This is a genomic window from Eubacterium barkeri (genome assembly GCF_900107125.1).
GTDB lineage: Bacteria > Bacillota > Clostridia > Eubacteriales > Eubacteriaceae > Eubacterium_O > Eubacterium_O barkeri.
Genome location: NZ_FNOU01000008.1, coordinates 30,543 through 55,234 on the forward strand (window position 1 = coordinate 30,543; position 24,692 = coordinate 55,234).

Consider the following 24,692-nt stretch of genomic DNA (forward strand, 5'->3'; position numbering starts at 1 on the left):
GGATGGCAGAGCTTTTGGTTATGTTGAGGTAGAAACATTGGGCTAGTGGCGCCAGTACCGAAGGGTGAATAGGGCAGAAGCGCCTAAAAGGACACTGCCAGCAATGATGGCTCCCAGAAGGCTGAAGCTGCCACTGGCCGGGAGGGCAAAGCCGGGATAGTTTTTAATGGTCATGGGGAGAATCGCCGAGGTGCTGGATCCATCATTTGCCAGGGAAGCGGTTCGACCATCGACCGTAGCCTGGACCTTCCCCGTTGAGCCATCTACGGTGGTGATGACGAGGAGGACGGGCCGTTTAAGCAGCTGATACCCTGGGAGGGTATGGGTTTCGGTTAAATAATAGGTGCCGGGTCCAATACCCCGAAGGGTGATTTTTCCCTGGGCATTGGTTTCCAGTACTGGGCTTCCTCCCGTTTGGGGGATCATGCTGCCGGTATAGGCCCCGCTGACAATGGGTTTGAATTCGAGGACGGTGCCATCGGCCCGGGTGAGGGTAAAGCGAACCCCCGCCAGTTGGGTACTGCTTAAAAGGGCGGCGCCTTCACCTAATTTTTCAATGGTGAGCCCGTAGGTGTAAAGCACACAGGGTGGGGCTTTAATGGTGCTGGTTAATCCATCCCCGGCATGATAATTTAACGCAGCTGTATTTTGATTTCCCTGTTGACCAAGGAGGGCATCCGCCGTGGGGACCATGGTGTAATGAATATAGAAATTGGGATTCCATGGTGTTGTCTGAGCCAAAAAGTCACTTGAAAAGTGAATGGTTAATGTCCCTTTATCAAGGCTTTGGGTATAATCGACACCTTGGGTAAGGCGTGTGCCCTGGGCGTTGGTGCCGCTATAGATGGCCAGGGTATTGGGCAGGAGGCTTAGCCCGGCATCCGCCGTGTCGGTGATGTCAAGGGCCGTCAGTCCGGCACTGGGACGCTCCATGGTCAGGGCGAGGCTGACACCCACAGGTTTTCCAATATCGGTGCTGAGGCGGGTGCCTCCTTCAGTGGTACTGCCGTCTAAGCGTTTTTGAAGGCTCATGGCCAAAGGGCGATAAACAGCATAATATTTAGCATCGCTGTTTTGAATGGTTTGCTCCGGTGCGTAGGGGGTTCCGGTTCCATCGGCTTTGGTGTTCCACTCTTTAAATTCCAGATAGTTGCCCTGGGCATTCACCGTAGCACCGGGATTTTGAGCCGGGGCAGCACCGACGGAATTACCGGACAGAATCCCTGAATTGATGCTGACATAAGGATTCTGGGGTGTGGCTCGAATGGGATCGATGAAGAAGGTGTTGTATACCCGTGCGACGGTAATTTGCAGCTTGGCATCCTCTGCCAAATCCTTATAGGAAAGGACTTCCCCGTTGTCCAAAGGCTGGGTTGCGTTACAGTTCAGGGTGAGGACCTTGGTTCCACCGGATAGGGTCGCCAACAGATAATCCCGGAGGATACTTCCCTTTTCAACCACATACCCCGAGCCATCGGGGCTCTTAAAGAGATCGTAAGCGGCTTTGGTCAGTTGGTAATGGGTCCCATCAGGAGATTCAACAGGGCTGGCTGTCGTCCATCCGGTGGTGGTGCTGCCCGAGGATAGGCTAAGGTTCGTCACGGCATAGCGGGGCAGACCATCGCTTCCTGGCACAAGCCGATAGGACAGGTACACGGGGGTGCCGTCGTTAAAGGTAGCCTGAGTATTGGAGAATGGCGTAGAACTCAGGCTGGATCCTGTGGCCGAGGCGCCGATAAGGGCAGCTTCTGCATTGGGAGTGCCATCAGTATTGACTACGGTAATGGAGACCTGATGGGTATTGTCCTTTAAAGAAATAATTTTACCGTTTCGAATGAAACGGCCATCAGAAAGCTCCCAGACATAATCCATATAATAATAGCCGTCCTCCCCCTTGACAAATGGGGTCTGGGCTGTCCATTTTTTATCCAGGGCCAGATAACTGCCATTATCCACAGGGTTTTGAATCCAGCCCTGGAGGGTACTGGATGTGATGACTGTTCCAGCCGTCAGGGTATCTGGTGCGAGTTTAGCCAGCAGGGCATGAATCCGATGACTGGTAAGGGGGGAGGCTCCGTCGGCATAGTTCAGGCGGGTGCTGGAATTGGTGGCCTTGTTGTAGGTGTTATCAAAGGTATACACCGCTTTGGCAGGATCAAATTCCCCAGTATTGGGGTCCATGGCGCCATTAGTGTCCAGAATGGGGGCGGTGCTGTAGGTGAGCACTGGCGTAGTTATTGAAGGAACACCCCGGTGGTCATAGGTGGAACCAATGGATTGAACGACATCGGCACCGGGAGACAGGGTACAGGTGGGAACCAGACGAATTTCCCGCCGGGCAGTTTGATCCCCTTGGGTGACCAGGGCATTGACCCATTCCACCCCTGGCGCCGAATCGACAACGTAGTTTTTTCCACCCAGTTGTCCCAGCGTGACAACGGAAAGGGTACGCTTAAAGGCTGCACCGGCACCGCTGCCAATGATGGTTTGGGCCGGGCGATAGCCCAGGGAACCGTCGCTTAGGCGGGTGTAGACCCCTAAAGCCCAGGTGAGGTTATCCATGGTCGCCATGGGAAAACGGACCGTAATATCCCGGACGGTGTCGTACACAGTGGTGGGGAGCGTTCGGTTGTTGTACCCGCTGTTCCAGGTATCAAGATAGACAGTGGTGACCGAGGCCAGGGAGTTGGCCTGAACCAGATCGGCATCCTCACCCCAAAGGGATGAATCCCCATCAGAGAAGGCCGTCAGTTGAGGGTAGGAACCCGAGCGATAACGCCAGCCTGAGTTATTGCTTGAAAAGCCTTTAAATCCAGCGGTACCTGGGGCTTCCGTCAAACCGGTTTGTCCATCGGCCCCTGTGGTCAGGATACCGGCCAGGGTTGTTGTGGGTTGGGTGGATTGGGTGTAGCTGTTCCCCCCAAAACCTTTTTCCCGCATGGCGGAGGTTTGTTTATCGTAATAACAGTTGGTGAAAACTAAGCCGCTTTTATAATCTCCGGAAAAACCACCCTGGGTTCCGGTTTGACTGGGCAAGGTTTTTAAGGAACCCACCTCCCCAGCGGCGTAGCAATCGGCAAAGCGATAGGTTGAATTGGTTGTGTTGCCAATGAAGCCACCGAGATTGGCACCGGCGGTAAGGACACCGACCTGAGCGGTGGTATAACAACGGGTAAAGTTGACGGTACCGCTGCCATCTGCACCGGCGTAAAAACCGCCGACATCCTGGGTACCCTCACACCGTCCGGTGGTAAAGCAATCGGTGAAGGTGAGATTGCCCGTTGTTTTATAGCCAAAGAAAGTCCCGGCTTTATCGGCAGAGCAATATACTTTGATATTGGCAAAACAGTTTGAAAAGGTCGCTGAAATAGCGTTGGCATTGCCATAACAGCTGGCAAACCCCCCGGAGTGCCCCCCAGTAATGACATAACCATTGACAACCCCGGTGTTACTGATGGTTTGACCAGTCGTACTGGTTTGGAGGGAAACGGTAGTTCCATGGTTTTTAGCCAGGACATAAGCATTGGTTAAAAAACATCGATCAATTTGGTACCCGCCAAAGGTTAAGATCGAGGCATAGGTATTATTCACGGTCATGGCATTATCAATTCGGATATTGCTTAAAACCTGATTGCGAAGGTTGGCGGCATCATGGGAGCCAAAGAGGCTGAGGGGGCGGGTGCCGATGCCAGCGTTGGCGGCGGTGGAAGCCAATACGACATTCTTAAATTTCAGATTTTTAATGGTCGTACTATTTCCGGTTGCCCGGATAAAACCGGTATCGGAATAGAAATTATAGAGGGTATAGCCCTGGCCGTCAAACTGGATGCTGGTGGCAGCGAAATTGTTGGCACTGGTGGCATTGGCCAGTGCCGTAAAACGATAACCATTAAAGTCTAAATCGGCTGTTAAACGAATCCCCTTGTTATTTAAAGTAGCAGCAGGCAGGTTGAAAACCGCCTGAAGTTCACCTGGAGTGGCGATATTGTACCACAGGCGGGTACCATCGGAAACGGGTGTGGGGACGGTGCCAGCTTGGCCATTCCAGGGGGTAATGCCCGAAATGGATTGGGGAAAAGCGCCCTGGGTATTGTCCAGAAATTCCTGCTGGGCCAGGGTCCATTCATCATTATACTTGGTATAGAGGGGATCACCACTACTGACGTTTATATAACTCATGGCAAATAAATCAGAGGGTGCCGCGGCGGTTAATCGTCCATTGGCATCCACACCGGCGTTTACTGAACCGGGAAAAAGGCAGAAAATCGCCATGAGTATTAAGATCGTTACGCTTGTGTGGACAGAAAGTAAAATAGAAGATTCCAGTGATTTCATGGCTTTTTCCTTATCTGTTCAGGGGTCACCCTGGAATATACTACTTGCGCCGAAAAAGAAGGATTCCACATCCAATGGATACAATCGTTCCAAGGATGAGAACCATGGAGTAAAGCTGCCAAAAGGTGAGGGTGAAGGACTCTTTCTGAGCTTCTGGCATCCTTTGGCTTTCGGAAAGGCGGCTGCCTTGGACCAGGAGACGCTGGGAGTTGATACCCGGCGGGGTACAGGTCACCAGGGTCACTAAATCTTCTCCGGGCTGGATACGGAGATCCCCAAGGTCTTGGGGATCGACAACTTTCTTTTGGCGAACCTGATAGATGAGGTGTTCACCGATGATATCCAGGTAAAAAACATCCCCGATTTCCAGACTATCAAGGTCCGTAAAAATCCTGGCTCCGGGAAGTCCGGCGTGACCAGAAATGACGGCATGGGTATCCCTCCCTCCCACGGGGAGGGAGGTGTTTTCTAAATGACCGACGCCCGTTGACAGCACGGAATCAGAGGTGCCATGATAGATGGCTTCCGATACGGAGATTGATGGAATGGATAGGATTCCCATAATACTGTTACCCTTGGGATTGAGCAAATCACGATAGGGCGTTTCCAGAGTGCGCAGGACATCAGGATCGAAGGGGTCAGTCAGAACGGCACTATCGGCCAGGGTGCTGTTGTAGGTTCGGGCATCGGAAAGGACAGCCTGCCGTTCTGCTTCAGAAAGTGCTGCTACGGCCAAGTCGTATTGCCCCCATACCTGGTCCTGCTGTCTGTCTCTCAGTGCGTTGCTAATGGCGGGATAAGCCAAGAGGGTCAGCCCTGAGAGCAGGCAGATGAACAGGAGTGCTGGAACAAGTTTTTTCTTCATAGCAAGTATCCTTCGGCCGACTCAGCGGCAATGGGTTAAACTTGCTTTTTCTTCCAGATAATCAGTAAGATCGTGGCTCCGGCGACTAAGGTAATCCCCAGGAGGACCATGGTAATGGTCCCTGCGCTGCCAGTAGCAGGCATATTGAAACCACGATTATTCTGAATAGTCAGAGGGACCAGAGCGGTGGTGTTGTCACCACCTTCGTCCAGCATGGTAACGGCTTTATCGGAAACTTTAGCCGTGACGGCACCGCTTAGACTGTTTTCTACAGGAATAATTTCAACTTTAACAGGATTTTTTAAAAGTTGATATCCGGTATTGGTTTTAGTTTCTGTCAGATAGTAGGTACCTGGGGCCAGACCACGGATATTGATTTGTCCGTTTGCGTTGGTGGACAGGCTTTCCTGGGCACCGGCGGCGGTAGATGGGGAGTAAGCACCCGATAAATTATGGTAAAAGGTCATTGTTGGCTGACCATCCCGGTGGCAGGTGAACGTGACATCTTGAAGCTTGGCTCCATTATCTCCCAGTTTTGATAGCTGGATACCATAGGTATAAACCTTAGGAGAAGGATGGGCATCATCCAAATTGACGGTTGTAACCTTTGTGGGAGGATCTCCCTTTTTGACATAATCAAAGGCGACAGTATTGGTATGTCCCTTTTGCCCCATAACGGCCTGGTCATTTAGAACACCCGTATACGTTACGGTATAATCCTGGGTACCTGCGGTTAACGTGTTGAGATGGGTGGATTTTAAATCGATGGCGAGCTTACCGCCATCGGAAGTAACACTATAGTCGGTATCTCGGGTGAGTTCGGTTTTACCATCGCCATGGCCACGATACACTTTAACCGATTGGGGATCTAAATTTAACGCCATATCGGGTGTATCCCGGATGGTCAGACTGATTAGTCCCTCGGCAGGTACAATCGCGGTAAAGGGGACTTCATAGTTGATGGTGTCTCCGATGGAGACCGCATAATTCTTCGTTATCCCATGATCGGTAAGAATTCGTTTATCGAGTTCTGTTAAAGCCGTGGTGTTTTTCGGATAGAGACTAATTTGATAAAGCCAGCCGTCTCCATTTTGATTGGACATCGGAAGAGAGATTAAGACGGGAAGAGCATTTTGGGTGACATTACTGGGATAGTCTGTTTCAACGACGATGTACAAGCCAAAATCTAAATTTGAAAAAGCGGTTTGTCCATTGGCATTGGTGGGTTCGGAATCAATGTGTCCGGTCCAGTTGGAAATATCTTGCAAATCCCCGGCTTTTTTGCCATTGATTAAAGCCTGGAGTGTGGCACTGGGGTAGACCTCACCAACGGTGATGCCTGCTCCAGCCCAATTGGCAAAATCTGAGGAGGTTACCTTGTATTGGAGGGCGTTATCTTCCTGGACTAAATCTGCAACTTTTTGGGTGGTGAAAATGACATTGGCAAGAGGGTCTCCCCCTGTGGGGGCATCTGCGGTGGTGCCAGTTAAGGTGCCGGGCGCTGCATTGGAGGGCGTGTAGCCATCACCGCCATATTTAGTAATGGTCATACTGCAACGGCCTTTCATCGAATCGTCAATGGTGCTTGGTGGACTTGCCGCTGCCCCTAAAACAGGGAGATACGACAGTAAAATAAGAATGAAAAAAGTAATCGCAACAGGGATAATGGTAAAACGAAATTTCCTTTCCATAATGGACCTCTCAAAATACTTAGAATCTTGCCCGATAGCAACGCGTCAAAATATCGGGAGCCAAAGGAATAGAAAGCAAACCGCTTTTTCTAGAAAAAATCGGATCTTTCAATGGAATCCCATCAGTCTGGCCAGAGAGGATGGTTCTGTTTAGAGACAATCATCTGATTGATTAGGGCCCATTATAAAACCTTTTGCAATCGAGGACAATCTTTATTAATGAATTTAATATGACATTAAGGGAATGTTGTTGGAGGGATACAGATAAAACACAGGTTATTCTTAAAAAAAGAGATTGACAATAAGACCATGAAGTATGAAAATGATTTTAATCAGGACACCAAAGAAAAAGATTGAAAGTGAGGATTGGATGAGTAACCTGGTTACTACCCGGGACCTGTTAACAGGGCTGTTGGATTGATCTGGATTTTGATACTCTGTTGAGAACCGGCTGAAAGCAAATAATGGGACTCAATATACGATTGTTTATAGGAATATTCGTAATCTTAAAGGAATTAATGAAATCAGAGGGACTCAGGTTGGGGATAAGGTTTTAATTGACTTCGCAGAAAAATTTTTCAGTTACTCTCCTTTGGAAGCAGCTCGAATGGATTTTCATAATTACCAGAGGGGATCAGCTTATGCTAAAGACTCAAGAAAAACGGGGTATAATGGCCAGAAAAACACATTGAAGAGGAGGATAGAATGGAAGCACAATTTAAAAAACATCGGAGATTGAAAGGCCTGGGATTAGGACTTGCCATTTTTTTAGCCCTGTGTATTCTGGGATTTTATGCGTACACCTCAGACTACTACCATGCTGATGCCACCGCCCGGGCAGTGATGACTACGGATTCAACCATTGAGGTGGCGGATGATTTAACCATCCTGCATCCGGAGCATCCCAACGGAACGGGTCTGATCTTTTACCCCGGAGCCAAGGTTGAGGCAAAGGCCTATCTGCCCCTTTTGGAAAAGCTAAAGGACCAGGGCATTACCTGTGTGCTGGTGAAAATGCCTTATAATATGGCCATTTTCAATCCCAATGCGGCGGATGGGGTCTATGCGGCGGTTCCGGAAATCAGCCGGTGGTATATTGGTGGACACTCCATGGGCGGGGCCATGGCCAGCAGCTATGCGGCAGGGCATCCCCAGGATGTTGAGGGGCTGATTCTCTTAGGGGCCTATATTTATGGCGATTACCCGCCGGAAAAAACCCTGACGGTTTATGGCTCCTTTAATGCTAACCTGGAAAAAAATATTAACTACACGGAAAATATTGTGGTTATTGAGGGTGGAAACCATGCTCAATTTGGCAATTATGGTGCCCAGAAGGGGGATCCTCCGGCCACCATTAGCCCAGAGGAACAGCAAAATGCAGCGGTGGCGGCCATGGTGGACTTTATGAAAGAGAAATGAGGATAGGATGATTGATCTCCACACCCATTTTCTTCCCGGTGCGGATGGCTGTGTGGCCACCGCCAACGAAAGCCTGTCTATTTTCAAACGTGCTGCAGCCCTGGGCTTTACGGATATTGTGCTGTCGGTATGCTATCTGCCCCATTTGGGGTATACCCAAAGCGTGGCAGAAAATGCAGCGGTTCAAAGAACATTGCAGGAGATGGTGAATGCCGCTGGACTGCACCTGAAACTTCACCCGGGAAATGAAATATTATTTGATAATGCCCTCCTTCATCGCATTGGGGATGGTTCCTTCTGCCCTCTGGGGAAGGGAAAGGTTTTTCTAACGGAGCTGCCCAGGGATGATGCTGTGCTGATGGCACTTTTGGACCGTGGCTATACCCCGCTACTGGCCAATCCAGAGCGTTATGAAACCATCCAGTGCACCCCGGAAAAGCTGGCTCATTATCGCCGCCTGGGAATGATGGCCCAGGGGAGCCTGTTAAGTTTAGCAGACCATTATGGGAGTGCCGCCCGAAAGACCCTGACCCGGCTCCTAAGGGCGGGTGAGATTGACTGCCTGGCCACGGGTGCCCGGGATGAAGGGGCCTATGCCCAATTTGATGAGCTGGCGCAACACGCCCGGAGCATTGTGGGAGATCAGGGATTTGAGGCGTTGATGACGACTGTTCCGGGAAGACTGCTCGGAGGAAACCCCATTAGCTAAAGGGATGGTATCCACAGTTCGGCCTGAAGCCGCCCTGCTTCCGGTGAGGTAAAGACCAGCCGCCCCTTATGGACCGCCGCGATGCGGCGGACCAGGGTGAGGCCGGTGCCGTGGGGGGCCAGGCCATCGGTGCTTTTCCCCTGGGCTGGTGGGGCAGTACCCAGCTGTGCCAGCTGGGAAGGGGTGAGGTCGGGCCAGGCGTTGGTCACGGTGAAGATCACCTGGCGGCTATGGATGGTAAGGCCCAGGGTCAGGGTGTTTTCTGCCCCGTGCCGAAGGGCGTTTTGGATCAGGTTGAGCAGTGCCCGGCGGAGGAGTGAGGGGTCTGCCCGGAGGATGCGCTTCTCGGCTTCATTGGCGATGTTGATTTCCAGGGAGGAAGCCAGGCCGCTATTGAGGACCTCCGCACCCAGGGCACGTAAAAGGGGGGCTGGCGCCACAGATTCAAGACCCAAAGGTTCCATGGCATAATCCAGGCGCATGGTCAGGTTCAGGTCGGAGACCAGGTCCCGGAGATTTTGGCTGGCAGTCAGGATGGCATTGGCCTCCTGGGCGGCGGAGCCCTGGAGCCTGGGATTTAAAAAGAGGGATTCGGCATTGCCCATAATGATGGCCAGGGGGGTGCGAATATCATGGCTGATGCCGTCAATCCATTCAGATCGTGCGCGGTCTCTTTTTTTTTGCCCGTAATGGAGAATGAGGATGACCAGAAGGATGACTGCGATGAGCAGGGTGAAGAAAAAGATTGGAATTCCCCGTATTAACAGATCCATAATGGCAATGGAAATGGTGAAATTATATTTCCACTGCATCCCCGGGGGACTACCGGCTACGAGAAGGCCGTCCCCCCGATTCCACACTGTCACGGGGTAATCCCCCAGATACCAATGGGTAAAACTGGCGACGTCCGATAGGGTGTAGTGGCTGGGGATATCCCCGGGCTTGTTCTGGGACCAGATAATCTCCCCCTCATCGTTGATCAGAATGGCCCAGGCAGCGTATTCTAAAAGCAGGTCCTGGCCCTCCGGGGACAGGGCATAGCCACTGGTCTCATCGGTGGTGAGTCCCTGGGACAAAAGACGGATGGGGACTGCGGCATCCCCCATTCCCTGACGGGCGAGATAGCCGGCGTAGCCTGCCAAACTGAGGAAGGCCACCATTAAGAGGCCCAGGGACAGGATGACAGCACCAGAAAAGATACCCATTCCCCGGAGGAGGTGCTTAATCATGACAATCCTCCACGACGAGCTTATAGCCCAGCCCCCGGACGGTTAAGAGCCGGGTGGGGTGGGAAGGGTCTGCCTCAATTTTTTTGCGCAGGCGCCTTATGTGGACCATCAGGGTATTTTCATAGCCGATGAGCGCGCCATCCCAAAGGGTTGCGCAGAGGGCGTCGATGGTGACGATTTTGCCGCTGTTCTCCCACAGTTTTTTCAAAAGGGCATACTCCTTGGCAGTGAGGCTTTCCCCACGGCCATCTTCATGGGTGACGGTAGCGCTGTCAAAATTCACCAGGATATCCCCCAGTCTCAGGTGATGGTCAGTATCAGCCCCGTACACCCGGCGGAAGACAGCGGCAATGCGCAGCTCCAGCTCCTTTAAGAGAAAGGGTTTGGTAATGTAGTCGTCAGCCCCCAGACCCAGGCCCTTTAGCCGGGCGGCGTCCTCGTCCCGGGCGGAGAGGAAGAGCACCGGCAGGTCTGGCCGCCCACGGCGCAGTGCACCGAAGAGGGAAAAACCATCGCCATCGGGGAGCATGATGTCTAAGAGGACGGCATCCGGGGAGGATGCGTTAAAAAGATCCAGGGCCTGGGCACAGCAGGTGGCAGTGGCCACCTCATAACCGGCCTGGACAAGGTGCTTGGCCACCATCTGCCCCAGGGCGGGTTCATCATCTACCAATAATATTTTTCGTCCCATTTACCGTTCCTCCAATTTGTTAGCATAAATCTATTATAATCCATAGATCCCTTTGGACCAAGGTATCAGGGCCGTTTTTAATGTAAATGTCAGGATGCCGTCATGGGAGTGTAAGCCGGAGGTGGTAAAATCGAAGAAACGAAAAAAGAAAGAGGTATGCCGATGGATATTGTACAAACCCAGGATTTACGCAAACGCTACGGTAAGGTGGACCGGGTGTGTGACTTAAGCCTCCATGTCCCGGAGAAAAAGGTCTATGGATTTTTGGGACCCAATGGTGCGGGAAAGACAACTACCCTTAAAATGATATTGGGGCTCATCCACCCCAGCGATGGCGGGGTGACCCTTTTTGGGCAGCCTATGGATGGGAAAAACAGACTGTCCCTTCTCCGGGATGTGGGCAGCTTAATTGAAAGTCCCAGCTATTATGGTCATTTAACGGGCCTTGAGAATATGGTGGTGGCCGCCCGGATGCGGGGGCTGGGAATGGCAGAAATCCATGAAGCTTTGGGGGCCGTGCGCCTGTCCGAGGCTAAGGATCGTCGGGTGCGGGAATACAGCCTGGGCATGAAGCAGCGTCTGGGCCTGGCCATCGCCCTGTTGGGGCGGCCCCGGCTGATGATTTTAGACGAGCCCACCAATGGTTTAGACCCCGCCGGCATCCAGGAAATCCGGGAACTGATTATCAGTTTGCCGGCGCGCTACGGGATGACGGTGCTGATTTCCAGCCACTTGCTGTCGGAAATCGATCAAATGGCCGATGTAGTGGGGGTCATTAACGAGGGACAGCTCATTTTTGAGGACAAGCTCTCTGTCCTCCATGCCCTTAGCCAAGGGGCCCTGGCCATTCGCACCACGGACAACCCTGGTGCGGAAGAGATTCTGACAGCGGCGAAGGTGGATTGGCACCGGTCTGAGGATTATCTGCTGCTCAATCTTCTAAAGGACGACAATGTGGCCCGACTGAGTCAGACCCTGGTTAGCAAGGGGATTGGCCTTTTGCGCATGGAGGAACGCCAGAGTAGTTTGGAAGATATCTTCCTGCGCATTACCGGAGGGGCGGTGAGCTTGTGATGCTGTTCACCCTGGAATTTTATAAAAGCCGGCGGCGTCATCTTTTTCTGGTGGAGGGATGTTTTCTTTTGGCCATTCTTCTTTACTTTGGTTTTGATATGGCACGAATGGACCCCATTAATGGCTGGATGGATGTGATCTACACCGTTCCTATTCTCGATGCCATGTTCCTACCCCTAACCCTGGCCCTGGTGGCCAGCCGTCTGTGTGAGGCAGAGCACAAGGGACAGACCTTTAAATGGCTGGAGACCACTGCAAAGCCTGGAGCTATCTACGATGCTAAGTGGCTGTGTGGTGTGGTGCACGTATTGATTGTGGTTCTCCTGCAAACCCTGTTCCTTTTGGTGATGGGCCTGGTTTTAGGCTTTCCCCGGCCAGTACCCCTTGGCCCCTTGTTTGGCTACAGTGCATCGGTTCTGGCGGTAAGCCTGACCATATACAGCCTGCAATACGGCCTATCCATGGTTTTTCCCAACCAGATGATTCCCCTGGCAGTGGGGGTGGTGGGCAGTTTCATCGGCCTTTTCTCCCTGTATTTTCCCCAGGTTATCCAAAAGATCTTGCCCTGGGGGTATTACGGTGTGCTGGCTGTGGTGGGAATGGATTGGAACCCGGCAACCCGGGTGATCCACTATTATTGGGCGAGTTACGATTATCTGGGCCTGGCCCTGCTGGGATTGTGGTTTATTGCTATCTTTGGTGGATTCCGGGCAATCTTTGTCCGAAGGGAGGTTTAAAAATGGAATTTAAACAGGCTTTTATGGCTGAAGGTGTTAAGTTTCGGCGCAGTCCGGTGTGGCTGGCCTTCGTGGTGATGTTGGGACTTTCAGCGTTTATGGGGACCTTTAACTACCAAGCAAATACGGGTGTCCTCACCCAGGGGTGGGTGAGTCTGTGGACCCAGCACACCCTTTTTTCCTGTGCGGTGTTTCTCCCGGCGGCCCTGGGGGTACTGTGTGCCTGGCAGTGGCGGTTAGAGCATACCGATCATAGCTGGAACCAGATTATGGCAGCACCCCTGGGACTGGGGGCCATCTGGTGGGCGAAGCTGTGCTGGGCAGGAGTGATTGCCCTGGGAACGGCGGTTACAGCAGGGATTTTTTATATTGCCGGTGGTGTCCTCATCGGTCTGCCCCTGGGGGATTTACCCCCGGAGCTGCCGGGCTGGCTGTTTTTCGGATTTCTAGGCATGATGGCCATCTGTGCCTGGGAGGAGCTGATGGCCATGGTTATCCGCATCTTTGCAGTACCAGTGGCCCTGGGTCTCTTTGGGGGGATTGTGGGGCTGTACATCACAGCCAAGGGCTTTGGCTTGTACTGGCCCTGGGCCTTACTCTGTCTGGGGATGCGGGCCAATAATCCCAATCTGGAACTGGCGGTGGTCCCCTTTGTCCTGCTGTGCCTGGTCTTTACCCTGATTCCAGGGGCCATTGCCCTGGGCTTCGCCAGGGTACAGGATGTGCGGTCGGAGTAAGTAAATCCTCGATGGATTTATGGAGGAAAAGAAGGGGAAAGGGGGGGATTGCGGCATCATGCGCTATGGGGATAGACTTCTCCTTTAATCATGACAGTGACGATGTTTAAATCCTGGTCCAGGAGAACCACATTGGCCAGACATCCTGGTGCCAGCTTCCCAAGCTGGGTCTCACCGATTCGGCGGGCAGGGTTTAAAGTCGCTGCCTGGACGGCCCGTTCCAGGGGAATGCCAAAGGAAACAGCCTGGCGGAGGCAATCCATGAGGTTGGTGGTGGAGCCGGCAATGGTACCGTTCGAAAGGGTTGCCCGTCCACGGACAACCTTGACTGGCTGTCCCCCCAGGCTGTAATCTCCATCGGCCAGCCCGGCAGCCCGCATGGTGTCGCTAATGAGGATAACCCGATCTGGGCCGAAAAGCTTAAAGGCCGCCCGAACCATGGCGGGATTGACGTGAATACCGTCGGAGATCAGCTCCACCGTGGCATCCAGATGGTCAAAGGCAGCTCCAACTACACCGGGTTCCCGATGGCCAAAGGGGGGCATGGCATTGAAGAGATGGGTCACGTGACAGGCGCCCACCTCGAAGGCCGTCCGGGCCATGTCGTAATCCGCCGTGGTGTGGCCAAGGGCCAGGACGGTTTGACCTGCCGTGTGATGAATGAAATCCATGGCCCCTGGCAGCTCCGGGGCGATGGTCATTAAACGGATGCTCCGGCCAGATGCTGCCATGAGGCGGTTGTACATTTCCCAGTTAGGCATTTGGAGATAATCGGCGTTTTGGGCGCCCTTTTTTTCCTGGGAGAGAAAGGGTCCCTCCATATTGATGCCCAGGAGCATGGCGCCGGATTGGGGTTTGTGGTCCCTGGCGTTGGAGAAGATATTCGTGAGCTGGGCTTCGGGCAGGGTCATGGATGCCGGAGTAAAGGCGGTGATGCCGTTTTGGGCTTCATACTGGGCAATGGTCGCTAAGGATTCTGGGGTACCATCACAAAAATCCGCATCCATGGCCCCATGAAGGTGAAGGTCAATGAGTCCTGGGATGGCATAAAGTCCCTGGGCATCCAGCACGCGATGGGATGCTGTCCCCGGGCCAGCGGCAATGATGGGTCCGTCAATAACCAGATCCTGTTGCTTAAAGCAATTATCCGGGGTAAAGACCGCTGCGTTTTTAATGATCATGGTGGACTCTGTCAATAACGGCCATGGCGGCTTCATCGGCCACAACCATCAAGCCGGAATGAAGCTGGAGGATGGAAGCCGGGACCTGGGGGGTGATGGGGCCGTACAAGCATTGATACAAGGCCTCAGCCTTGGACCCGCCGCTGACCACCAGCAGGATGCGCTTGGCCTGCATAATCGCTTTGATTCCAAGGGTGAAGGCGTATTTTGGCATATCCTCCATGGTGTCAAAATACCGGGCATTGGCGGCGATGGTACTTTGGGTTAAAGCCACACAATGGGTTTCCCGCTCAAAGGATTCACCGGGTTCATTAAAACCGATGTGGCCATTCTGTCCTAAGCCAAGGATTTGTAAATCGATCCCCTCGGATTCGTGGAGAAGGGCGTTATACCGACGGCATTCCGCAGCATCATCAGTGGCCATGCCATTGGGCAGCTGGGTATTGGCCTTGTCAATATTAATATGATTAAATAAATGGGTGTCCATAAAATAGCGGTAACTTTGGGGATGATCCCCCTTTAGGCCCTTATATTCATCCAAATTGATGGACTTTACCCTGGAAAAATCCAAATCGCCCTTCTTATACCACTCCACCAGATGCTCGTAGAGACCGATGGGAGTAGATCCTGTGGCCAGACCGAGGATACAGTTCGGTTTCATAATGACCTGGGCGGATACAATATTAGCAGCCTTGCGGCTGAGGGTTTTATAATTTTCTGCACGATAAAATTCCATAATGGCTCCCTTCATGGATAACAGTTTCCTATAGCATAGCGAAGAAGATGTGGCTTTTCAATTGTTTTAGCAATACAGAAAGAACTTTCAGATTGGGCTAAGAAAAAAGGTGAAAGACGGGAGAAAATTTGTTATGATGGAACCAGGATTCATGGATTGAGGTGTGCACATGAAGGATTATAAAAAAACAGTGGTTCCGGTGATTGAAAAGGCCTATGGGGAGATGACGGCGGTGGAACGCAATATTGCGGATTTCTTCATCCATAATAATGAAGAAATGGATTTTTCAGCCAAGAATATTGCGGCCCATCTCTTTGTTTCAGAGGCATCCCTGTCGCGTTTTGCTAAAAAATGTGGTTTTAAAGGGTATCGGGAATTTTTATACCACTACGACAGTACCTTTACAAAAAATGAGAAGACCATTGACGATCTCACCAAGGGGGTTCTCAATACGTACCAGGAGCTTCTGAATAAAAGCTATGCCCTGGTGGATGAAAACCAGATGCGCCGCATCGCCCTGCGCTTAAGCAAAAGCCCCCGGGTCTTTGTTTATGGCATGGGGAGCTCAGGCTTAGCAGCCCAGGAGCTGAAAATGCGTTTTATGCGTCTTGGCCTGGATGTGGAGGCCATCGTTGACTCTCATATTATGAGAATGAATTCTGTTCTGGTGAATGAGCGGACGCTGGTCATCGGAATCAGTATCAAAGGAAAAACCCAGGAGGTGTTAAGCTCTTTAAAGGAAGCCAAAGCCCATGGTGCCAAAACCGTATTGATTACAGGGAATGCCGCTCCAGGACAGCATCAGTACTGCGATGAGCTTTTACCCATTGCCCTCACTAAAAATTTAGAAGGAGGAAGCATTATTTCTCCCCAGTTTCCCATCCAAATCATGGTTGATATTTTCTATGCCTTTTTTTTGAATACCGATTTTACAAACAAAACCGCCCTACACACAGAGACCGTCGGGGCTTTGAAGAAATTGGCAGATTAAAGTAAACAGAATTGAAAGTCAGTGCAGATGCGCTGGCTTTTTTGTATGCCGGGTTTTCTTAACTGGTCTGAAAGTTCTTTCTGTAATAGGCCAAAGCATTGAAATTAAAAACAAACTTCGCTATACTGAGTGCAACAGAAATCAAACAGAGATGGAGAACATTGAAATGAGTCAAGAAGACCGTTTAAACATAAAGGGACATTTGATTGTCTCCTGTCAGGCGTTACCCAATGAGCCGCTGCATTCTTCTTTTATTATGGGAAGGATGGCCCTGGCGGCTGCAGAAGGCGGGGCTTATGGTATTCGGGCAAATACACCCGAGGATATCGAAGAAATTAAAAAAAATGTGGCACTGCCCATTATTGGGATTGTCAAAAAAGATTACCCGGATAGTCCGGTATATATTACCCCAACCATGACCGAGGTGGATGCCTTGGTATCCGCCGGGGCGGAAATTATCGCCATGGATGCCACGGCGGCCAGGCGACCGGGTGGATTGGATTTGGAAACATTTTTTAAAGAAGTGAAGCAGCGCTACCCCAATCAGCTTTTTATGGCCGATTGTGCCACGGTAGAGGAAGCGGTCTTTGCCGATGGTTTAGGTTTCGATTTTATCGGGACAACCCTGGTAGGGTATACCGCCCAAAGTATTGGGAATCGCATTGAGGCGGATGATTTTAAGATTATTCGGGAAATCTTAGAACGTGTCACCCACCCGGTGATTGCCGAGGGGAATATTGATACCACAGATAAAGCTGTGCGGGTCCTCGATTTAGGGTGCTATAGTGTGGTGGTGGGGTCCATCATTACCCGGCCTCAGCTTATTACAAAGCGGTTTTCAGAACGCATTGAAAACCGGGACTGAGACTATTTTTTCGTTTTTTAAGCCAACTGTGGCTTTGAGTAATAAAGAAATATAGGAGAGTTTTATTATGAAAGGTATTTATTCTGCATTATTAGCTTCTTTTGATGAACAGGGCAAGATTAACGCCCAGGGGATCCGGGAAATCGTTCGGCACAATATTGATGTGATGAAAATCGATGGCCTGTACGTCGGGGGGAGCACGGGTGAAAACTTTATGCTTTCAACCGAAGAAAAGAAAGAAATTTTCGATATTGCCAAGGATGAAGCCGGGGATCAGGTCAAGCTCATCGCCCAGGTAGGGTCCATCAATGTTTATGAATCCATGGAGCTGGCAAAGTATGCCACCAAGCTGGGGTACGATGCCATCTCAGCGGTTACCCCCTTCTACTATAAGTTTAGCTTTGCGGAAATCAAGGAATATTACAACATGATTATGGAAGGGGTGGACAATGAGCTGATTATCTATTCCATTCCTTTCCTGACTGGTGTGGACATGAGTGTGGAACAATTTGCAGAGCTTTTTGAGAACCCCAAGATTATTGGTGTGAAATTTACCGCCGCCGATTTCTTCCTGTTGGAACGGATGCGGAAGGCCTTCCCGGATAAGCTGATCTTTGCTGGATTTGATGAGATGATGCTGTCCGCTGCGGTTCTGGATGTGGATGGTGCCATTGGCTCCACCTTCAATATTAATGGGATTCGGGCAAGACAGATCTTTGAGCTGGCTAAGGCGGGTAAGATTGATGAAGCCCGTGCCATTCAGCATGTGACCAATGACCTCATTGCCGCTGTTCTGGACAATGGTCTGTACCCCACCATTAAGTGCATCCTGGAAGAACAGGGTGTCCATGCGGGGTATTGCAGAAGACCAATGGCCAGTGCCACTGAGGAAACCCGGGCCAAAGCGGTGGAAATTTATAACACCTATATTAAATAGGGGAAAGTGGGGGAATTATTATGCAAGGTTTTACAATGATCGATTTGATCATTCTCATTGTGTATTTAGCGGCGGTGCTCATTATCGGGCTGGCCTTTGCCAAGAAGGATATGGAGGGGAAGGAGTTCTTCAGAGGGGATGGCACCATCCCCTGGTGGGTCACCTCGGTTTCCATTTTTGCCACCCTTTTAAGTCCCATTTCCTTCCTTTCCCTGGTGGGGAATTCCTATGCAGGGACCTGGATTTTGTGGTTTGCCCAATTAGGGATGCTCATTGCCATTCCGGTGACCATTCGCTTCTTCCTGCCCATGTATAGCCGTTTGGATATCGATACGGCCTATGAGTATTTGCAGCTTCGGTTTAATAGTAAGGGGCTGCGGATCCTCGGGGCGATTATGTTTATTATTTACCAGGTGGGTCGGATGTCCATTATTATGTACCTGCCCTCCATGGTACTGGCGAATTTAATTCATGTGGATGTTAACATCTTGATTGTACTCATGGGGGTTGTCGCCATTATTTACTCCTACGCTGGCGGGATTAAATCCGTGTTATGGACTGACTTTATCCAGGGATGTGTGCTGATCGTAGGGGTAGTTTTTTCACTCGTTTACCTGGTTGCCAGTATTGATGGCGGGATGGGTGCCATTACCGCTACTTTGGCCAACGGGAAATTCCTATCGGATACCCAGTCCCTCATCGATCCTCAGATTTGGAAGGACAGCATTTTGATTATCTTAATTGGTGCGGGTTTCAATACCTTCTCATCCTATGTGTCCAGCCAGGATATCGTCCAGCGGTTTACAACGACTACGGATGTGAAAAAACTCAATAAGATGATGCTGACCAATGGGGCACTGTCTATCTTTATTGCCACAGTATTTTACTTAATTGGAACCGGTCTTTATGTTTTCTATGGTCAAAATCCAAGCTTGGCTCAAACGGCCCAGCAGGATCAGATCTTTGGCTCCTTTATTGCCTATCAGCTGCCGGTGGGGATTACCGGGATTTTGTTGGCTGCTATTTATGCGGCATCCCAGTCCACATTGTCAACGGGGCTGAACTCCGTGGCCACCAGCTGGACTCTGGATATCCAGACCATGGTTTCCAAAAAATCCCTGAGCTTTAAAACCCAGACGCGCATTGCTCAATTTATCACTTTAGGAGTGGGGATTCTCTCCATTGTTGTGGCGATTATCCTGGCCAACGGGGAAATTAAATCGGCCTACGAATGGTTCAATGGCTTTATGGGACTGGTATTAGGGGTTCTGGGCGGCACCTTTGTCCTTGGTGCGTTTACCAAAAAAGCCACCAATGTGGGGGCTTATGTTGCCTTTGCGGTTTCTGCCATCCTGGTGGTGTTCCTAAAATACAGCGGAGCAGGCGTATCCATCTGGTCTTACTCCATTATCTCCATTTTGGTATCCCTTATCGTGGGTTATGTGGCAAGCTTGGTTCACCGTAAATTGGTTCCTGAACAACAAATCTGCGATGTCCGAACCACTATTTTTTATCACAAGGGAAAGGATGTTGCCCTTGATCAGGAAAGGGCAGGTGAATAGTGATGATCTTTGGACAAATTGACGGGGCTCATCAGTATGACTTTTTAGACAAAGCCATTCAGAGATGTTTTGATTATTGCCGGGACACAGATTTAAAGGCCTTGGCCTTAGGCTCCTACCCCATTGAGGATCCGGATATCTTTGTCAATATTGTCTCCTATGAAACGGGCGCATCCCAGGAACGCAGTTGGGAGGCCCACCGGAAGTATCTGGATATCCATGTGATGCTGGATGGGACAGAAACCATTGAAATAGCTTTTATTTCAAAAATGGAACAGGGGACTTTCGACCCCGATGCTGATAATCTCCCTCTGACAGGGACGGTACAATGTGGCATCAGAATGATGCATGGAGATTTTCTGATTTGTTATCCAGAGGACGGGCATAAGCCTGGGGTCTGCGTATCCGAGCCCCAGGTCATTAAGAAAGCGATTTTCAAGGTACGGATATGAAGCCTTATCTCTGTATTGATATTGGGGGGACAGCCATTAAGCACGGGCTGTTCTCCGAGGATTTTAAATGCATTGCGAAAAAGAAGGTGCCGACCCATAGTGCGGCAGCGCCAGAGCCTGGTGTGTTAGAGCAGGTTTTCACCATTATAAAGGATTGGCGGGCCCAAACAGAAATTGAGGGTGTTGCCATTTCCACAGCGGGGATCGTCGATCCTAAGGCCGGAGAGATTATTTATGCCTCAGAGGTCATGCCGGGTTACACCGGGACAAAGATGAAGACACCGGTGGAGAACGCCTTCCACCTACCCTGTATTGTAGAAAATGATGTGAATTGTATGGGATTGGCTGAGGCTAAAATTGGAGCGGGGCAAAAGGCCCGAAGCTGCCTGTGCATCACTGTTGGAACGGGCATTGGGGGATCTTTCATCTGTGGTGGTGAGATCTTTCATGGTTTTAGCAACAGTGCCTGCGAGGTTGGTTATCTCCGGGTACCTGGCGGTGTTTATCAGGACTTAGCCTCCACCATTCAGCTGGTTAAAAAGATTGCCGCAGGCCGGGGGATTTCACCATCGGCTATCAACGGCTTTCAGATTTTCGAAGAGGCCAGGGCAGGGGCCAAGGATTGCATCACCGCCATTGATGAAATGGTGGATATCCTGGCAGATGGTTTGGCCAATATGGTTTATCTGTTCAATCCAGAGATGGTCATCCTTGGCGGCGGCATCATGGAGCAGCAGGAGTATATGGAACCCCGGATTCAGTTAGCTTTATCCAAACGAATCATCCCGGTGGTATTCAATGAAACACAGATCGCCCTGGCCCAGCACGGCAATGATGCGGGTATGTTGGGGGCGCTGGTGCTGCTTCAGGATCATTGTGCCCAAACTTAAATTGAAGTAAAATGAGGGAAAGGAAAGGAAAAAAATGAATCTAAAAGCAAAATCGTCGGTAGTGTTTGAGAAAGCTCAGCAATTTGGAAAATCCTTTATGCTGCCCATCGCGGTTTTACCGGCAGCCGGGCTATTACTGGGTATCGGTGGGGCACTGTCCAACCCCAATACGGTAATGGCTTATCCCATACTCAACGTGGCATGGCTTCAAATAATTTTTACCATCATGAGCGCAGCGGGAAGCATTGTCTTTTCCAACTTGCCCATTCTCTTTGCCGCAGGTGTGGCGGTTGGGCTGGCCAAGTCGGACAAGGGAACTGCCGCCATTGCAGCACTACTGGGGTATTTGGTTATGAATGCCACCATGAACGCCATCCTGGGAATCACCGGAGAGCTGGCATCTGCTGAGGGAATGGCGGCTGCTGGTCAAGGAATGGCCCTGGGAATCCAAACCCTGGAATCCGGTGTGTTTGGTGGAATCATAGTGGGACTCATGGTTTCTGTCCTGCATAACCGCTTTCACAATATTGAGGTTCCTCAGTTTTTAGGGTTCTTTGGAGGCTCTCGTTTTGTGCCCATCATTACTGCCTTTGCCGCCATCTTTCTGGGGGTGGCAATGTACTTTGTCTGGCCCTTTTTCCAAAGTCTGATTATGGGCATGGGAAATATTGTCAACGCTACGGGGTACGTGGGAACCTTTTTCTACGGCTTTATTTTAAGGATGCTTGGACCCTTCGGCCTGCATCATATTTTCTACCTGCCCTTCTGGCAGACCGCCTTGGGTGGCACTTTAGAGGTCGCTGGCAAGGTGTATAATGGCACCCAGAATATTTTCTTTGCCCAGTTGGCTGATCCTGGCACCGTTAAATTCTTCGAAGGGACCTCTCGCTTTATGTCCGGTCGTTTTATTACCATGATGTTTGGTTTAATGGGCGCTGCCTTTGCCATCTACCGCTGTGCCAAACCGGAAAATAAAAAAATTGTCGGGGGTCTGATGCTGACGGCTGCTCTGACCTCCTTTATGACAGGGATCACTGAGCCCTTAGAATTTTCCTTTCTTTTCGTGGCACCGGTCCTTTATGTGGCACACGCCATTTTGGATGGACTGGCCTTTATGCTGGCTCATATTTTTTCCATTACCATTGGGCAAACCTTTAGCGGCGGCTTCATCGATTATATTCTCTTTGGGGTTCTCCAGGGCCAGGCCAAGACCAACTTCCTATACGTCTTACTCATTGGGATTCCCTGGAGTCTGGTGTACTATGCTGTCTTTACCTTCCTCATTAAAAAGTTCAACTTAAAGACACCAGGCCGAGAAGGAAAACTCACCGAGGAACCCGGCATAAAGGGCCTGAAAGCCAGCGCGCGAGCTACCCGCATCGTTATGGCTCTGGGTGGTCGAAACAATTTGGAAACCGTGGATTGCTGCGCCACCCGTCTGCGGGTAACGGTGAAAGACGCCAGTAAGGTTAGGGATACGGATTTTGCCGCCACTGGCAGTAAGGGCATCATCCATAAGGGTAACGGCGTCCAGGTGGTTTATGGTCCCCAGGTCACCGTCATCAAAAACGAAATTGAAGAGTTATTGTTAACGGCACCAAAGGATGACTGGCCAACTGAAAAGGGTACTCAGATCAAGGCTCCGGGGTCCGGGTGCATTCTGCCCCTCGAAAAGGTGCCGGATGAGGTATTTTCCAAAGGAATTATGGGACCTGGGGTAGCCATTGACTTAAAGGGCAACACCGTGGTGGCTCCCTGCGATGGAACCGTAGTGCTAGTGGCAGAAACCAAGCATGCCATCGCCCTGTCAACCGAGGATAACGAAGAAATACTAATCCATGTTGGACTAGACACCGTGGCGCTCGGCGGCGAAGGCTTTAGCCCGATGGTCAAAAAGGGCGATCAGGTGAAGGCTGGGGATTGCCTCATGACCATCGATCGAGATTTTCTTGTGGAAAAGGGCGTCTGCCTGATTACCCCGGTCATTTTGTGCAATGCCGAGGAACACCCCCTTACCCTCACCGGGGCAACGGGTGAGGCAGAAGCCGGAAAAACGGAGTTGTTTACACTGTAAATTAAAAGCCTGCATCTGAGGGAGTTATTCCCAGGGATGTAGGCTTTTTGCTATAAGCGGTTTTGCATTGCGAACAATGGATACAGCCTGCTTTTTATTGTTGAGAGTGGTTGCGGGGGCGGCTCCAGTGTAGCGAATCCAACTATTCCTGGGCTCCCCCGTTCTGGGTTTGCTCCACAATGCTTTTCATCATATCCATGGTCAGGGCACTGCTGACATAGCCGTAGATATTCCCCTGGGTATCAATCATATAGGTGGTGGGGTAAGCGCTGATGCCATAGGGGATGGCGGCGGCGGTCCCCCCTTCGTCCATGACCACGGGGAAGGTATAATCATTATCCGAGAGGAAAGATTTGATGTCCTCCGCGCTGCCCTCCTGGCCCACATTGGGAGAGGCGACCCCCAGGACGATGAGGTCCCCCTGGTTTTTGCCATGGGCCTCATAGAGCTTTTGGATATCCGGCATTTCGCCCCGGCAGGGGGGACACCAGGTCGCCCAGAAATTCAGGAAAACCGTTTTGCCCTTATAATCCGAAAGACGGTGGGAGACGCCATTTTGATCGGTCAGGGTAAAATCCGGGGCGGGGGTTAAGGCCTTGGTGCTGGGACTGGGTGCAGGGGTGGTCTGTGGGGATGGGGTAGTGGCCCCTTGCTCCTGGGTGGTGGAGTTGGTGGTGCCCACATTGGAGAGATAGCCGGTCAGCCCATTCATAAAGCCCGTTAGGGTCATCAGTCCCATGAGGATGAGGAGAATGGCGCCAGCCTTTACCGTATAGCGGACAATGTTTTTATGCTTTTTAAAGAAAGCCAGGACCTGGGCGGTAAAAAGTCCCACGGCGAGGAAGGGCAAAATAAAGCCAAGGGTGTACACACCGATGAGGAGAAAGCCATCCGCCATTGTACCTGCAGACCCGGCCATCAGAAGGACGCTGCCTAGAATGGGCCCCACACAGGGGGTCCAGGCGAAGCTAAAGGCAAATCCCAGGATAAAGGCACCCAGAGGACCCATGGCCAGCTGATCCAGCTTAAAGGGCAGGCGCCACTCACGCTCACTGTTTTTACTGTGGAAAAGCCCGAATTGGTAGAGGCCGAAGAGAATCATTACGATTCCGCTGATGCGGACAAACCATAGGCGATTATTGTTAAAGAACTGCCCCAAGGCGGTAAATCCAAAGCCCAGGATAAAGAAGGTCGCACTGATACCCAGCACAAAAAACAGGGTATTGACAAAGACCTTTTTCCGGGGATACTGGGGGTTGCCATTAGCATCCATCGTCGAGGCACCGCCAGCAAAATAGCCGATGTATAATGGAATCAGGGGGAGAACGCAGGGAGAGAAAAAGCTAAGGAGCCCCTGGGCAAAGACGGTGAGCACCGGGACACTTAAATCGAGAGAAAACATAGTCGTCAGACCTCCTAAATGTATTTTATAAAATTACAGTTATAGGTAATTTATAACACGCTCAGTTACAGTTGTCAAGAAAAAGGCAGGGGACTAAAGGAATCCCCAGAATTTG

20 protein-coding genes are annotated in these 24,692 nt (G+C 51.0%); 12 read left to right on the forward strand and 8 right to left on the reverse strand.

Translation table 11 applies throughout. The annotated features are described in order from the left end of the window. Positions 1 to 42: 42 nt before the first annotated feature. Genes BLU30_RS06320 through BLU30_RS06330 form a run of 3 tightly spaced genes read right to left on the reverse strand, consistent with a single transcriptional unit; the run spans position 43 to position 6,891 of the window. A complete protein-coding gene (locus BLU30_RS06320; RefSeq protein ID WP_090244595.1) occupies positions 43 to 4,335 on the reverse strand; it encodes a SpaA isopeptide-forming pilin-related protein in 4,293 nt (1,430 codons plus the stop codon). Positions 4,336 to 4,375: 40 nt separating this feature from the next. After that, positions 4,376 to 5,200 (reverse strand): class C sortase, encoded by an 825-nt coding sequence (locus BLU30_RS06325; protein ID WP_090244597.1) that lies wholly within the window; start codon positions 5,198 to 5,200, stop codon positions 4,376 to 4,378. Between the two features lie 35 nt (positions 5,201 to 5,235). After that, positions 5,236 to 6,891, reverse strand: coding sequence for a SpaH/EbpB family LPXTG-anchored major pilin (locus tag BLU30_RS06330; RefSeq protein ID WP_090244756.1), 1,656 nt, complete (start codon positions 6,889 to 6,891; stop codon positions 5,236 to 5,238). A gap of 705 nt (positions 6,892 to 7,596) precedes the next feature. Between BLU30_RS06330 and BLU30_RS06335 the strand changes: the two genes are divergently transcribed. Both BLU30_RS06335 and BLU30_RS06340 read left to right on the forward strand, forming a co-directional pair. After that, positions 7,597 to 8,310 (forward strand): alpha/beta fold hydrolase, encoded by a 714-nt coding sequence (locus BLU30_RS06335; protein ID WP_090244598.1) that lies wholly within the window; start codon positions 7,597 to 7,599, stop codon positions 8,308 to 8,310. A gap of 7 nt (positions 8,311 to 8,317) precedes the next feature. Continuing rightward, the gene (locus BLU30_RS06340; protein WP_090244600.1) at positions 8,318 to 9,019 is read left to right on the forward strand and encodes a CpsB/CapC family capsule biosynthesis tyrosine phosphatase; all 702 of its coding nucleotides are present in this window, start codon (positions 8,318 to 8,320) and stop codon (positions 9,017 to 9,019) included. On the opposite strand, the gene BLU30_RS06345 is transcribed toward BLU30_RS06340, so the two are convergent. Further along, positions 9,016 to 10,248 (reverse strand): sensor histidine kinase, encoded by a 1,233-nt coding sequence (locus BLU30_RS06345; protein ID WP_090244603.1) that lies wholly within the window; start codon positions 10,246 to 10,248, stop codon positions 9,016 to 9,018. The two genes, BLU30_RS06340 and BLU30_RS06345, sit on opposite strands and share 4 nt — an antisense overlap. Next, positions 10,241 to 10,939: a response regulator transcription factor gene (locus BLU30_RS06350; protein WP_090244605.1), complete on the reverse strand. Its 699-nt coding sequence runs from the start codon at positions 10,937 to 10,939 to the stop codon at positions 10,241 to 10,243. The genes BLU30_RS06345 and BLU30_RS06350 overlap by 8 nt, the downstream gene beginning before the upstream one ends. A gap of 162 nt (positions 10,940 to 11,101) precedes the next feature. On the opposite strand from BLU30_RS06350, the gene BLU30_RS06355 reads away from it, so the two are divergent. Genes BLU30_RS06355 through BLU30_RS06365 form a run of 3 tightly spaced genes read left to right on the forward strand, consistent with a single transcriptional unit; the run spans position 11,102 to position 13,487 of the window. Continuing rightward, on the forward strand, positions 11,102 to 12,013 hold the full coding sequence (locus BLU30_RS06355) for an ABC transporter ATP-binding protein (RefSeq protein WP_090244606.1): 912 nt from the start codon (positions 11,102 to 11,104) through the stop codon (positions 12,011 to 12,013). Then, positions 12,013 to 12,750: an ABC transporter permease gene (locus tag BLU30_RS06360; RefSeq protein WP_090244608.1), complete on the forward strand. Its 738-nt coding sequence runs from the start codon at positions 12,013 to 12,015 to the stop codon at positions 12,748 to 12,750. Before BLU30_RS06355 ends, BLU30_RS06360 begins: the two co-directional genes overlap by 1 nt. 2 nt (positions 12,751 to 12,752) lie before the next feature. Then, positions 12,753 to 13,487 carry an ABC transporter permease gene (locus BLU30_RS06365; RefSeq protein ID WP_090244610.1) on the forward strand — a complete coding sequence of 245 codons (735 nt, stop codon included), beginning with the start codon at positions 12,753 to 12,755 and terminating at the stop codon, positions 13,485 to 13,487. 56 nt (positions 13,488 to 13,543) lie between these two features. Here BLU30_RS06365 and nagA read toward each other — a convergent pair whose 3' ends face one another. Together nagA and nagB are read right to left on the reverse strand one after the other, a co-directional pair. Next, positions 13,544 to 14,668, reverse strand: a complete 1,125-nt coding sequence (nagA, locus tag BLU30_RS06370) for an N-acetylglucosamine-6-phosphate deacetylase (protein WP_090244612.1) — start codon at positions 14,666 to 14,668, stop codon at positions 13,544 to 13,546. Continuing rightward, positions 14,658 to 15,404: a glucosamine-6-phosphate deaminase gene (gene nagB, locus BLU30_RS06375; protein ID WP_090244758.1), complete on the reverse strand. Its 747-nt coding sequence runs from the start codon at positions 15,402 to 15,404 to the stop codon at positions 14,658 to 14,660. The genes nagA and nagB overlap by 11 nt, the downstream gene beginning before the upstream one ends. A 169-nt stretch (positions 15,405 to 15,573) precedes the next feature. Here nagB and BLU30_RS06380 point away from each other — a divergent pair, with 169 nt between their 5' ends. From BLU30_RS06380 to BLU30_RS06410, 7 genes are all read left to right on the forward strand, one after another. Continuing rightward, positions 15,574 to 16,395, forward strand: a complete 822-nt coding sequence (locus tag BLU30_RS06380; protein ID WP_090244614.1) for a MurR/RpiR family transcriptional regulator — start codon at positions 15,574 to 15,576, stop codon at positions 16,393 to 16,395. Positions 16,396 to 16,561: 166 nt separating this feature from the next. Next, complete coding sequence (locus tag BLU30_RS06385; protein ID WP_090244616.1) at positions 16,562 to 17,260, forward strand: N-acetylmannosamine-6-phosphate 2-epimerase; 699 nt, start codon at positions 16,562 to 16,564, stop codon at positions 17,258 to 17,260. A 67-nt stretch (positions 17,261 to 17,327) separates the two neighbouring features. Further along, the gene (locus BLU30_RS06390) at positions 17,328 to 18,197 is read left to right on the forward strand and encodes an N-acetylneuraminate lyase (RefSeq protein ID WP_090244618.1); all 870 of its coding nucleotides are present in this window, start codon (positions 17,328 to 17,330) and stop codon (positions 18,195 to 18,197) included. Positions 18,198 to 18,217: 20 nt separating this feature from the next. Continuing rightward, positions 18,218 to 19,759: a sodium:solute symporter family protein gene (locus BLU30_RS06395; RefSeq protein ID WP_090244620.1), complete on the forward strand. Its 1,542-nt coding sequence runs from the start codon at positions 18,218 to 18,220 to the stop codon at positions 19,757 to 19,759. A gap of 2 nt (positions 19,760 to 19,761) precedes the next feature. Further along, positions 19,762 to 20,211 (forward strand): NanQ anomerase/TabA/YiaL family protein, encoded by a 450-nt coding sequence (locus BLU30_RS06400; RefSeq protein WP_090244622.1) that lies wholly within the window; start codon positions 19,762 to 19,764, stop codon positions 20,209 to 20,211. Further along, entirely contained in the window at positions 20,208 to 21,101 is an 894-nt protein-coding gene (locus BLU30_RS06405) for an ROK family protein (RefSeq protein ID WP_090244624.1), read from the forward strand. Before BLU30_RS06400 ends, BLU30_RS06405 begins: the two co-directional genes overlap by 4 nt. 34 nt (positions 21,102 to 21,135) lie before the next feature. Next, a complete protein-coding gene (locus BLU30_RS06410) occupies positions 21,136 to 23,175 on the forward strand; it encodes a PTS sugar transporter subunit IIABC (RefSeq protein ID WP_176770845.1) in 2,040 nt (679 codons plus the stop codon). Between the two features lie 142 nt (positions 23,176 to 23,317). Here BLU30_RS06410 and BLU30_RS06415 read toward each other — a convergent pair whose 3' ends face one another. Continuing rightward, the gene (locus BLU30_RS06415) at positions 23,318 to 24,577 is read right to left on the reverse strand and encodes a redoxin domain-containing protein (RefSeq protein WP_090244625.1); all 1,260 of its coding nucleotides are present in this window, start codon (positions 24,575 to 24,577) and stop codon (positions 23,318 to 23,320) included. Between the last annotated feature and the right edge of the window lie 115 nt (positions 24,578 to 24,692).